Source organism: Microbulbifer maximicatervae (SeqCode), from assembly GCF_052466985.1.
In genome coordinates, this window is record NZ_CP174298.1 from 3116887 (window position 1) to 3130000 (window position 13114).

The window sequence follows — 13114 nt, forward strand, 5'->3', positions numbered from 1 at the left end:
ATGTCGTTAAATATTCGCTATAAACTAAGCCTCGCTTTCTTATTGACTACAGCAATTACTGTTGGCGGAATGTTCGTATTCTTTCAGTGGAGCTTTAAGCATGGTTTTATGACTTATATCCAGTCTCAGGAGCTTCGCGAGGTCGGCGATTTGGTAGATGAGTTACAAGAAATCTACGCCAGCGAAGGGAGCTGGCAATCTATCGACGGTAATAGCAGGCGCTGGCAAAGACTCCACAGACGCGTGATGTCCAGTCACTTTGAGGATATGCCACCCCCACATCGTCCACCTCCGGGTACGAGGGGCCCCCGCCGCCCACCTGAGCCCCCACCTGAACACGCTGTGGGCAAGTCGCTTAATGCCCGCCTGGTCCTGTTGAACAAAGAGAAAAGACCTCTGATAGGTCGTTATTCAGGATCTGAGAACATGGTAATGCAGCCTCTGGTTGTGGACGGAGAAACCGTTGGTTACCTGGCTATCAATCCACTACCGGTGTTAGATGATGATTTGGCCGTAGGGTTTGTTAAAGAGCAATCGCGGACTTTCGCTCTTATCTCTGTTGCCACCTTCATTCTGGCACTGGCCATTGCCATCCCCCTTGCCTGGCAGCTGGTAAGGCCCATCCGTAAGCTGACCGAAGCGACATCCCATCTTACATCCGGCAACTTCAAAACCCGTATTGATATAGAGCAGCGAGATGAGCTGGGCCAATTAAGTGCTGACTTTAATCGGCTCGCCGCAACGCTGGAAGCAAATGAACATGCCCGAAACCGATGGATGGCAGATATTTCGCATGAGCTGCGCACACCTCTCGCAGTATTAAAAGGGCAGATTGAAGCCATTCAAGACGGTATCAGATCAGCCACACCAGAGAACCTGCGCATACTGCACAGCAAAATTCAACAATTGAGCCGCCTGATAGATGATCTCTATGAGTTGTCTCTCTCCGACGCGGGGGCACTAAGTTACTGCAAGTCCGACATCTCCCTGGAGAATATCCTACGAAGTGTTATCGAAGACTTTGAGATTCCATTCGACCAGAAAGGTATTCACTTAAGCAGTGACCTCCAACTATCGGAAGATAAGTTAGTCTACGCAGATGAAGCACGCCTCAATCAGTTATTTAGCAACCTGTTAACCAACAGCCTGCGCTACACCGATAGTGGGGGACAACTCAAAGTAACTGCGCGCTGTGAAGCCCGAACAGCCATTATCACTTTCGCCGACTCCGCCCCCGGTGTTGCCAGTGCTGATATACCACACCTGTTCGAGCGCCTGTATAGAGCAGATAGTTCACGCAGCCGGGAAACCGGCGGTGCGGGTTTGGGGCTGTCAATTTGCCAAAATATTGTTACAGCACACGAGGGTAGCATTTCTGCAACTCCGTCCACTATGGGCGGTCTTGAAATAAGTATTTTTTTACCCCTAAGCCAAAGGATTAAATGGTAGGAAGTTATGAGCGCCAAAATATTAATAGTCGAAGATGAAACCGAACTTGCGCACCTACTACTGGATTATCTTCATGCCGCCGACTATCAAGCCGAGATCATTTCTGATGGTAATCAGGTTGTCCCCAAAGTGGAAACTATGAAACCGGATTTGATCCTTCTCGACCTGATGCTACCTGGGCGGCATGGGATGGAGATTTGCGAAGAGATTCGCCAAAAAGGCAACGACGTTCCAATTATTATAATGACTGCGCAAATTGAGGAACCCGATCGTTTGCGCGGCCTGGAATCCGGTGCCGACGACTATGTTTGTAAACCCTACAGCCCCAGGGAACTCGTCGCACGGGTGAAAGCGGTATTGCGCCGTCGACCACAAAAGGGCGAAGTCGGAAATGGTGGCATCGAACTAGATAGAAATACCGGGCAACTGCGAATCGGAGGTAAAGACGCCAACCTTACTGCGCTGGAGTTCCACCTATTTGACCTACTTTACAGTGAGCCCGGTCGAATTTTTTCCCGTGAACAAATCATGGACCGCATCTATTCCGATTACCGCGTAATCAGCGACCGTACTATTGATAGCCACATCAAAAAAGTACGCAAGAAAATATCAGTGCTTATGCCTGAAAAAGAGTTAATTCACTCTGTCTACGGTGCTGGCTATAAGTTTGAGATAAATTAATCATATCTGGGGGCACGCAGCCCCCAGATTCACACTACAAAGCTTCAGTAGCCAATTTTAACCATTCAGCAGTTTTTTCAGTAACCAGCGGGGTAATCACATCCCGCACCCTCTGGTGGTAGCGATTCAGCCATTCCCGTTCAGTCTCAGTGAGTAGTGCCACGTCAATCAAATTACGATCGATCGGAGCTAACGTAAGTTCTTCAAATTCTAGAAAATCTGGATAATTTTCGCTCTTTTTCACAAACACCAAATTTTCAATACGGATGCCGTACTGCCCAGTGAGATAAAACCCCGGTTCGTTGGAAACGATCATCCCCGGCTGAAGAGCAACACCTGTTACAGCCTTACCTATCCGCTGTGGCCCCTCGTGAACACTTAAGAAACTACCAACACCGTGACCGGTACCATGGGCATAATCCAGACCCACCTCCCACAGCGAACGGCGTGCAAGCGCATCAATTTGCTCTCCACAAGTCCCCTTGGGGAATCGCAAAGTCGCAATTGCAATATGTCCCTTTAAAACCCGGGTAAAATTTTCTTTTGCCGAAGGCGGGAACTCACCCAGAGCAACAGTTCGGGTAATATCAGTGGTGCCATCTGGATATTGGCCTCCAGAATCGCACAGATATACCCCTTCTGGCTTTATAGCCAAACTGGATTCAGGGCTCACCCGATAGTGCACAATGGCCCCATTCGGACCATAGCCGGAAATTGTCTCAAAACTGTTGCCCTGAAAGCCTTCGCGAGCCTCCCTTTTACTTCGTAAAAGCTTTACTGCAGACAATTCGTCAAAATGGCCTGTGGCAACCTGTTCAGGTATTTCCGCCAGGAATTCACACACCGCAGCACCATCCCTTTCGTGTGCAGCCTGGCTGCCTGCCAGTTCAATCGCATTCTTACAGGCCTTAGCTTCCGTGACCGGGTCACCTTCCAGCATTAGTTCAATATCCAGTGCCCGCAATTGCTGTAAAGTCCAACTGTTGCTAATCAGGGGATCTATCCATATTTTATTGACGTGGCGGCGCTTAATATTTTCAAATAATTCCCCTTTGGCCACGACTAGACTTACATCTTTATCCAAGTGCTCAATCAACGCATCCCCTACAGCGCCCTCCCCCAAATAAAGAGTTGCACTGCCATCCCGATAAAGGACTGCATTGGCCAAGGCCACTGGTAAGTGCGGAATATCCTCTCCACGGATATTAAAAAGCCAAGCACAGCTTTCAGGATTTGGTAGCCATAAAGCATCGGCTCGTTTTTCTGCGAGACGTCGGGCAATCCTCTGCCGTTTCTCTTTGGAATGCTCACCAGTAAAGATGAAGGGGTGTGGGCGCGCAGGCCCACAGGGAGATGCGGGGCGGTCATTCCAGATGGCATCAATCGGGCTCTGTTCCATCGGCTGTAGTTGGATATCCCTTTCAGCCAATCGCTTCTTGATCAAGGCCAATCCCGGCTCCGTGTGCAGTCGCGGGTCATACCCCAGAGACTGACCGGCATCCAGCTGACTACACAGCCACTCAATGATCGCGACTTGACTGAGGCTCATTAACTCAATGGGTTGATCACCAAGTTGTTGCTGCGCCTGCAAGGTATAGCGACCATCAACAAATAATGCCGCTTCTCGACTGCCTACCGCAGCCATTCCTGCGGAACCAGTGAAACCTGTCAGCCAGGGCAGTCGCTCATCTGCCGCAGGCACACTTTCATTTTGGTACTCATCAGCCCGGGGTACCAAGAAAGCATCGACACCCTGCCGCTGCAACTCTTCCCGCAATGCCTGTAAACGCTCCCGGCTCATAACCTCTCCCCTTCAATAACTGAGTTTGCCACTGCACCGCTAAAAGCTCCTCGATGACTGTTGGCCACAACAGAGTACAGTGTTAATCAAAATGGATTTGAGCAAATTGTCCAGGTGTGCCAGTCCCGCTGGCAACTCAGCCCATTGACATGACCCCATTCGCCGAGCTGGTAAACTGACAAGTCTAATTTCGCAGTATACCCCACCCTCGGAGCAACGCCTGCGTGTATAATACGCCCCTATTTTTTTCGAATATCCAGTGATCGAATCTTAAAGTATGGGTCAAAGTTCTTCCCTGGCAGGCTTTGCCGGCCGCCGCACCTTCGCCATTATTTCTCACCCGGACGCCGGTAAAACAACCGTGACCGAAAAGCTTCTTTTGTTCGGGAATGCAATCCAGCAAGCGGGCTCCGTTAAGGGGAAAAAAGGTCCCCACGCACGCTCTGACTGGATGACGATGGAACAGGAACGCGGTATTTCTGTTACTTCTTCCGTTATGCAGTTCCCCTACAAAGAGAGGACTGTAAACCTACTGGATACACCGGGGCACGAAGACTTCTCTGAAGATACCTATCGGGTACTCACCGCCGTCGACTCCGCACTGATGGTGATTGACGGGGCCAAAGGTGTGGAAGACCGCACCATCAAGTTGATGAATGTGTGCCGCTTGCGAACAACGCCGATTCTCTCATTTATCAACAAACTCGACCGGGATATTCGCGACCCGATCGAGGTAATGGATGAGATTGAAGAAGTTCTGAATATCCAGGCTGCCCCTATCAATTGGCCTTTGAGTTCAGGAAAAGGTTTCAAGGGGGTCTATAACCTCTACACCGATACCATCCATGTATTCTCCCAGGGTCAGGGCCACAGAATTCCCGATGATATTCAAATTAAGGGTCTTGACTCCGCTGAGGCTGACGCACTACTTGGCGAGTACGCCGAGGATATTCGGGAAGAGATTGAATTGGTTCGTGGAGCCACTCATGAGTTTGACCAGGAAGCTTATCTTGCCGGTGAACTGACCCCGGTATTTTTCGGTACGGCCTTGGGTAACTTTGGTGTAAGGGAAATGCTCGATGGTTTCGTTGAATGGGCGCCCTCACCCCAATCTCGGGAAACCAAAGAGAGAAAAGTAGAGCCCAGCGAAGATAAATTCTCCGGCTTTGTTTTTAAAATCCAAGCGAATATGGACCCCAAACACCGCGATAGAATTGCCTTTATGCGTGTCTGCTCCGGCACCTACAATCGCGGTATGAAAATGAAGCATGTGCGCATTGGCAAGGATGTAAAAATTGCTGATGCGGTGACATTTATGGCTGGCGACCGAACCCACGTAGAAGAAGCCATTGCCGGCGATATTATTGGTTTGCACAACCACGGTACTATCCAGATCGGCGATACCTTTACCGAAGGCGAAGCACTGAAGTTTACCGGCATTCCCAATTTCGCCCCGGAGCTGTTCCGTCGCATACGTTTAAAAGACCCTCTCAAATTAAAGCAATTACAAAAAGGGCTTCAGCAGCTTTCTGAAGAGGGGTCCACCCAGGTATTTTTCCCGCTGGATAACAACGACATTATCGTGGGCGCAGTTGGTGTACTACAGTTCGAAGTAGTCGCTTACCGATTAAAAGACGAATACAAAGTTGAAGCCATCTACGAAAACGTCAACGTGAACACTGCGCGCTGGGTAGATAGTGAAAGTGCCAAAGAACTAGAGAATTTCAAGCGCAAGGCCAGTACCAACCTGGCACTCGATGGCAGCGGACACCTAACATACCTGGCACCAACGCGCGTTAATTTACAATTGGCTGAAGAGCGCTATCCGGAAGTTCGCTTTTATGCCACGCGGGAACACTAAAGCAGCAAGGCTAAGTACCTTTGTTGAAACCTTAGTGTGACAGCAGTAAGAAAGAGGCAAATAATGAGTCAGTTTGTAGAAATACCTACTGAAGTACCCAATGAAGTACCTCGGCTGGGCAATCGCATCACCAAAGCTATTGGCAAGTTGATAATCAAGGTGCTCGGCTGGCGAATGGATGGGGAAATCCCTCCAGAAAGAAAAGTCATGGTGGCTTTGGCTCCCCACACATCCAATTGGGATTTTGTGGTTGCCATGCCATTTATTATGGCATTGGGTATTAAAATTTCCTGGCTCATGAAAAAGGAAGCTTTTTTCTTCCCGTTTAAAGGACTATTTATGTGGCTTGGAGGTGTTCCTACCGATAGGCGCGCCGCAGGTAATATCGCTCTACAAGTTGCATCGAGTTACCGGGAAAATGAAAAAATGTGGGTGGGGATTACTCCCGAGGGGACCCGCAAAAAAGTAGGGCGCTGGAAGAACGGTTTTTTAAGGATTTCCTATACCGCTCAAGTTCCTATTTTGCTTGTTGCCTGGGACTTTCCCAATAAGCGTATTTGCATTGACTCCCTGTACCAGCCTATCGGTGATCTGGAACAGGATATGGCAGAGATCCAAAAGCGCTTTAGCAAGTATCAGGGGTATTACCACGATAATGAAAGTACTCTTGAAAAGGGGTAACCAGTCCACTCGTGATACAGTTAAGTAGTGAGCTTTCTACTTATACCTACCTGATACTGACAGTAATCGCCTTTACCGCAGGCTTTGTCAGTGCGATCGCCGGGGGAGGGGGAATAATCACCCTCCCCGCTTTACTCTGGGCCGGCATTCCCCCACTCGATGCTCTCGGTACCAATAAATTTCAAAGCGTCTTTGGCACCCTATCATCCACCATTAACTTCCTGCAAAAAGGCCAGTTGAATTTACGCCCCCTCTGGCCAGGACTACTTGCTGCAATTATCGGTTCCTGCCTAGGCACCTTAACAGTCGCTTCACTTGGGGAGGCTGGTCTCAATACCTTACTTCCCATCCTGCTCATTGCTATTGCCCTCTACTTTATTCTGTCCCCTCGCATTTCCGACATTGACTCAAAACCCAGAATCAGTAACGTTACTTTTAATCTAGTTGTTGGCGGTGGGCTCGGCTTTTACGGGGGCTTCTTTGGCCCTGGGATGGGGTCTATCTGTGCAGCCGCCTTCGCAGCGCTACTCGGCTACAATATGCGTGCAGCTACGGCATCAACAAAACCTATTGTGCTCGCTACCAATGTGACCTCTATGCTAATTTTTATCGCTGGAGGCCATATTTTTCTATTGCTCGCTATCGCTATGTCTTTTGCCCAGGTTGTAGGAGCTCGTCTCGGCTCCAACCTCGTGATCGCAAGAGGTGCCAGTATTATCAAACCGGTAATCATTATTGCCACCATTGCTGTGGCAATAAAACTATTAGTGGAGAATTGATATCGTGACCTGGCTGGCAACGCTTATTCTTTCTTTCATTGCCTTTGTTATTGTGGTTTGGGTTCTTATGCACCTGCGCAGACCCAGATTTCGAATGGACCGAGGCAGTTTTGTTAAGGGCCTTGAAGATGTAATCACCGGGCAAGCCAGCGATACTGAATGGCGAGCACTCCTCGCCTGCCCAATGCGACACGACCCAAAGCTTGAAGAGATGCGACAACGTTGCCTCAATATTGAAGACAGCGAATATACTGGCGAACCGCCCTACTTATTTACAGAAAAAGGCCTGCGTAAGTTACGTGAAATTCGCGAGCAACTGATCGCGGCCTCATCAAATAACGAGCCAAAAGCTTAAGACTGAAGAGTATTAACAAAGGATAGACCGATGTTGAAACCACTGCTTTCCCTTACCGGGGGACTGATCACTACCATGGCCCTGGGAATAGCCCAGGCAGCCCCTCTGTCACAGGAAGATGTATCTGTGGCGGAAGTATTACGTGACCGGGCACTGGAAAGCTCCGACGCCTACAGTATTGTAGAGTCTTTGACCGTCGAGGTTGGACCACGACGGACAGGCACTGAGGGCGATGCAAGAGCCGTTGCCTGGGCACAAGACAAAATGAAGGCATTTGGCTTTGATCGCGTCTATACCGAGCAAATTGAGGTACCCCGCTGGATTCGTGGCCATGCTCACGCCGAAGTCATATCCCCTTTCCCCCAGCCACTAGTTGTCTCCTCCCTCGGCTATGGCGCCGCCACTCCTGCGGGAGGGTTAACAGCGGAAATTATCGAGTTTCCCGATGTGCAGGCCCTGCTGAAGGCCCCAGCCAGCCAAGTGAAAGGCAAAATTGCTTTTATCAATAAGCGTATGGAGAGAGCGCGCACGGGAGAAGGCTACGGCCCTGCGGCGCAAGGCCGCAAGTTGGGAATGCGCGCTGCCGCTGAAAAAGGGGCTGCTGCCATGCTGTTGCGCTCCGTAGGAACCGACTCAGATCGATTTGCCCACACCGGTATGATGTCGGTTGATGATGTGGAAAACCCAGTTCCTGCACTCGCACTTTCCGCTCCTGATGCAAACCTGCTCGAGGCTATGCTCCAACGCGGCAAGCCAGTCCAGGTAAAACTTGATGTTGAAACTGAGCGACTGAGTGACGGCCCCTCTTTTAATGTCATCGGTGAGATTACTGGCCGTGAGCAACCTGGAGAAGTCATGATTATCGGTGCGCACCTGGATTCCTGGGATGAAGGCACCGGGGCCTTGGACGACGGAGCTGGGGTTGCCATTGTTATGGAAACTGCACGTCTAATTGCTGAGCTGCCACAGCGCCCCCGTCGTACCTTGCGAGTCGTGCTGTTTGGTGCAGAGGAAATCGGATTGGTAGGTGCTAAGCAGTATGTGGAGGCACACGTAAAAGAACTGGACAATATTATTGCCGTCTCCGAATCAGACTTTGGAGCAGGGAAAGTCTGGCGTTTCGATACCCGTCTTCCTGAGAGCAAATTTGATATTGCAGATCAAATGATGCAACTCCTCGCCCCCCTGGGTATTGAGCGCGGAAATAATGAATCTTACGGTGGCCCAGATAGCAGTGTGTTTGTTGCGCGCGGTGTGCCAGCCTTTGGTCTATACCAGGACGGCACCGACTACTTCGATTATCACCACACACCCAACGATACCCTGGATAAAGTCGACCCTGAGAATCTTCGCCAGAATGTAGCGGCCTGGGTTGTAATGTCTTTCCTGACCACCGAGATGGAAGGAGACCTGGGGCGAGTACCTACTGCCTCTGAATAAATAAAAGATACAGACGATATTTTTAAAGCCCCACCTGGTGGGGCTTTTTTTATCCCCAAATTTTTCCTCTCTCGCATACTGGCGTACCAATCAGCCGCAGTAATCCACAGATTTATCGCTCATAACACTGTTAATAACTGATGTCCGTTTTATGGCGCCTTTGTTACCAACAGAAACCATGGATAGAGCTGTGTATAACTCCGGGATATCCCCGGCCAGCCCCGTGGTTGCTTGGCTGCACTCAAGGCGGGTAAAAAAGCAGCACTTTTTGCGCGTATTTCCACAGCCAGGTGTTACTAACAGAAAGTCTGGATAGAGTTGTGCATAACTTTAATAAACGGGCTACAGGCCCCGTGGTTACAGGGGATTACTGCAGAGACTAAAAAATCACCGATATTTTTATGGGCTAAATTTAATTTTTGGCGAGAATGGGATGGGTACTTTTCTGGTTTTTGCGCGGGTTATTTTTGTTGGATGATTTTTTGAGTGAGTGTAAAAGCGTTTGGAGAGAAGATCGGTAAAGACCTATTTTTATAGGCTTTTTAGGAGAGCGTTTGTTTAAGGTGCTCAGGTAGTTTTAGGTTTTTCTTTTTTTTAATTACTGATTTTTTAAATAGAAAGTTAAGCATTAAATTTTTTCAGAGTTACTTTTATTTTTTCTATTTAATTTTTGCTAAATATTTTCTGCTTTCTCTTTCTTATTTTGTCTTTTGTTTTTTGCTTCTTTAAAATATTTTTTCAGCCATAAAAAAAGGGCCACCCTGTTGGGTGGCCCTTTTCGGATTAGAAGCCTGACGATGACCTACTCTCACATGGGGAAGCCCCACACTACCATCGGCGATGTTGCGTTTCACTTCTGAGTTCGGCAAGGGATCAGGTGGTTCCACAACTCTATGGTCGTCAGGCAAACTGGCTTGGGTTGGCGTTGGTCTTATAAGCAAAGTGCTTGGCCTGCCGCGTTATCGCTGTTTGCCTCGGTCATGTTGTTGACCGGCGATAACCCCAAATAAGTCGGTAAAACAATCTGTAGTAATACACCGCAAGCGATCGTATGTCTCTAACTCACAATCCGCTAGCTTAGCTAGTCGTTAGTAACCATCTCTGTTGTATGGTCAAGCCGCACGGGCAATTAGTACTGGTTAGCTCAACGCCTCACAACGCTTCCACACCCAGCCTATCAACGTGGTAGTCTTCCACGGCCCTTCAGGAGGCTCAAGGCCTCAGGGAGATCTTATCTTGAAGGAGGCTTCCCGCTTAGATGCTTTCAGCGGTTATCCCGTCCGAACATAGCTACCCGGCAATGCCACTGGCGTGACAACCGGAACACCAGAGGTTCGTTCACTCCGGTCCTCTCGTACTAGGAGCAACTCTTCTCAAATCTCCAACGCCCACGGCAGATAGGGACCGAACTGTCTCACGACGTTCTAAACCCAGCTCGCGTACCACTTTAAATGGCGAACAGCCATACCCTTGGGACCGGCTTCAGCCCCAGGATGTGATGAGCCGACATCGAGGTGCCAAACACCGCCGTCGATGTGAACTCTTGGGCGGTATCAGCCTGTTATCCCCGGAGTACCTTTTATCCGTTGAGCGATGGCCCTTCCATACAGAACCACCGGATCACTATGACCTACTTTCGTACCTGCTCGACATGTCTGTCTCGCAGTCAAGCGCACTTATACCATTATGCTCATTGCATGATTTCCGACCATGCTGAGTGCACCTTCGTACTCCTCCGTTACTCTTTGGGAGGAGACCGCCCCAGTCAAACTACCCACCATACACTGTCCTCGATCCGGATAACGGACCAGAGTTAGAACCTCAAACATACCAGGGTGGTATTTCAAGGACGGCTCCACAACAACTAGCGTCATTGCTTCAAAGCCTCCCACCTATCCTACACAAATAGGCTCAAAGTTCAGTGCAAAGCTGTAGTAAAGGTTCACGGGGTCTTTCCGTCTAGCCGCGGGTACACTGCATCTTAACAGCGATTTCAATTTCACTGAGTCTCTGGTGGAGACAGCGTGGCCATCGTTACGCCATTCGTGCAGGTCGGAACTTACCCGACAAGGAATTTCGCTACCTTAGGACCGTTATAGTTACGGCCGCCGTTTACCGGGGCTTCGATCAAGAGCTTCGCCGAAGCTAACCCCATCAATTAACCTTCCGGCACCGGGCAGGCGTCACACCCTATACGTCCTCTTACGAGTTTGCAGAGTGCTATGTTTTTAATAAACAGTCGCAGCCACCTGGTCACTTCGACCGGCCTCAGCTTAGGGAGCAAGTCCCATCACCAAAACCGGCGTACCTTCTCCCGAAGTTACGGTACCATTTTGCCTAGTTCCTTCACCAGAGTTCTCTCAAGCGCCTTGGTATTCTCTACCTGACCACCTGTGTCGGTTTAGAGTACGATTCACTATTACCTGAAGCTTAGAAGTTTTTCCTGGAAGCAGGGCATCAACCACTTCACCCACTAAGTGGGCTTCGTCATCAGTTCTCAGCCTTAGGGACCCGGATTTGCCTAAGTCCCCAGCCTACAACCTTAAACATGGACAACCAATCGCCATGCTGGCCTAGCCTTCTCCGTCACTCCGTCGCAGTAATAGCGAGTACAGGAATATTAACCTGTTTCCCATCGACTACGGCTTTCGCCCTCGCCTTAGGGGTCGACTAACCCTGTCCCGATTAGCGTTGGACAGGAACCCTTGGTCTTCCGGCGGGGAGGTTTTTCACCTCCCTTATCGTTACTCATGTCAGCATTCGCACTTGTGATACCTCCAGCAGACCTCCCGATCCACCTTCAACGGCTTACACAACGCTCCTCTACCATGCTCCTAAGAGCATCCGCAGCTTCGGTTATCAGTTTGAGCCCCGGTATATCTTCCGCGCAGGCCGACTCGACTAGTGAGCTATTACGCTTTCTTTAAAGGATGGCTGCTTCTAAGCCAACCTCCTAGCTGTCTGGGCCTTCCCACATCGTTTCCCACTTAACTGATATTTGGGACCTTAGCTGGCGGTCTGGGTTGTTTCCCTTTCCACGACGGACGTTAGCACCCGCCGTGTGTCTCCCGCGATTGCACTCCTCGGTATTCGGAGTTTGCATGGGGTTGGTAAGTCGGGATGACCCCCTAGCCCAAACAGTGCTCTACCCCCGAGGGTGAGACGCGAGGCGCTACCTAAATAGCTTTCGAGGAGAACCAGCTATCTCCCGGCTTGATTAGCCTTTCACTCCGATCCACAGGTCATCCCCTAATTTTTCAACATTAGTGGGTTCGGTCCTCCAGTTGATGTTACTCAACCTTCAACCTGCCCATGGATAGATCGCCGGGTTTCGGGTCTATTGCCTGCAACTAAACGCCCTATTAAGACTCGATTTCTCTACGGCTCCCCTAAGCGGTTAACCTTGCTACAGACAATAAGTCGCTGACCCATTATACAAAAGGTACGCAGTCACCCCAAAGGGCTCCTACTGCTTGTACGTATACGGTTTCAGGTTCTATTTCACTCCCCTCTCCGGGGTTCTTTTCGCCTTTCCCTCACGGTACTGGTTCACTATCGGTCAGCTGGGAGTATTTAGCCTTGGAGGATGGTCCCCCCATATTCAGTCAAGATAACACGTGTCCCGACCTACTCGATTTCACTCTAAATGCCTTTTCGTGTACGGGGCTATCACCCTGTATCGCGGTACTTTCCAGAACCTTCCACTAAAACATAAAGAGCTTAAGGGCTAATCCCCGTTCGCTCGCCGCTACTAAGGGAATCTCGGTTGATTTCTTTTCCTCCGGGTACTTAGATGTTTCAGTTCCCCGGGTTCGCCTCCATAACCTATGTATTCAGTTATGGATACTCCTAAAAGGAGTGGGTTTCCCCATTCGGACATTCTAGGATCAAAGCTTGTGTGCCAGCTCCCCTAGACTTTTCGCAGGCTCCTACGTCCTTCATCGCCTCCAGCTGCCAAGGCATCCACCGTATACGCTTAGTCGCTTGACCATACAACACAAACGACTACTAACGACTTTTAACATCCAGGTAAAATCCTGGACGCCGGATTGTGTGCTTGAGAGACA

8 protein-coding genes and 2 rRNA genes are annotated in these 13114 nt (G+C 49.8%); 7 read left to right on the forward strand and 3 right to left on the reverse strand.

Annotated elements, in window-relative coordinates; translation table 11 throughout:
• Both ACJJI3_RS13780 and ACJJI3_RS13785 read left to right on the forward strand, forming a co-directional pair.
• Positions 1-1449 carry an ATP-binding protein gene (locus tag ACJJI3_RS13780; protein ID WP_444906445.1) on the forward strand — a complete coding sequence of 483 codons (1449 nt, stop codon included), beginning with the start codon at positions 1-3 and terminating at the stop codon, positions 1447-1449.
• Positions 1450-1455: 6 nt separating this feature from the next.
• Positions 1456-2130 carry a response regulator gene (locus ACJJI3_RS13785; RefSeq protein WP_444895235.1) on the forward strand — a complete coding sequence of 225 codons (675 nt, stop codon included), beginning with the start codon at positions 1456-1458 and terminating at the stop codon, positions 2128-2130.
• 34 nt (positions 2131-2164) lie between these two features.
• Here ACJJI3_RS13785 and ACJJI3_RS13790 read toward each other — a convergent pair whose 3' ends face one another.
• Positions 2165-3931: an aminopeptidase P family protein gene (locus tag ACJJI3_RS13790; RefSeq protein ID WP_444926640.1), complete on the reverse strand. Its 1767-nt coding sequence runs from the start codon at positions 3929-3931 to the stop codon at positions 2165-2167.
• A 277-nt stretch (positions 3932-4208) separates the two neighbouring features.
• Between ACJJI3_RS13790 and ACJJI3_RS13795 the strand changes: the two genes are divergently transcribed.
• From ACJJI3_RS13795 to ACJJI3_RS13815, 5 genes are all read left to right on the forward strand, one after another.
• Positions 4209-5792 carry a peptide chain release factor 3 gene (locus ACJJI3_RS13795; protein ID WP_413664332.1) on the forward strand — a complete coding sequence of 528 codons (1584 nt, stop codon included), beginning with the start codon at positions 4209-4211 and terminating at the stop codon, positions 5790-5792.
• Between the two features lie 63 nt (positions 5793-5855).
• On the forward strand, positions 5856-6473 hold the full coding sequence (locus ACJJI3_RS13800) for a 1-acyl-sn-glycerol-3-phosphate acyltransferase (RefSeq protein ID WP_444906448.1): 618 nt from the start codon (positions 5856-5858) through the stop codon (positions 6471-6473).
• Positions 6474-6484: 11 nt separating this feature from the next.
• Positions 6485-7252 (forward strand): TSUP family transporter, encoded by a 768-nt coding sequence (locus ACJJI3_RS13805; protein ID WP_444926629.1) that lies wholly within the window; start codon positions 6485-6487, stop codon positions 7250-7252.
• 4 nt (positions 7253-7256) lie between these two features.
• The gene (locus ACJJI3_RS13810; protein ID WP_282934336.1) at positions 7257-7607 is read left to right on the forward strand and encodes a hypothetical protein; all 351 of its coding nucleotides are present in this window, start codon (positions 7257-7259) and stop codon (positions 7605-7607) included.
• A 30-nt stretch (positions 7608-7637) separates the two neighbouring features.
• Positions 7638-9047 carry a M20/M25/M40 family metallo-hydrolase gene (locus tag ACJJI3_RS13815; protein WP_444940061.1) on the forward strand — a complete coding sequence of 470 codons (1410 nt, stop codon included), beginning with the start codon at positions 7638-7640 and terminating at the stop codon, positions 9045-9047.
• Between the two features lie 789 nt (positions 9048-9836).
• Here the strand turns inward: ACJJI3_RS13815 and rrf are convergent.
• Positions 9837-9952: ribosomal RNA gene (gene rrf, locus ACJJI3_RS13820) — 5S ribosomal RNA — on the reverse strand.
• Positions 9953-10155: 203 nt separating this feature from the next.
• Positions 10156-13037, reverse strand: a 23S ribosomal RNA gene (locus ACJJI3_RS13825).
• Between the last annotated feature and the right edge of the window lie 77 nt (positions 13038-13114).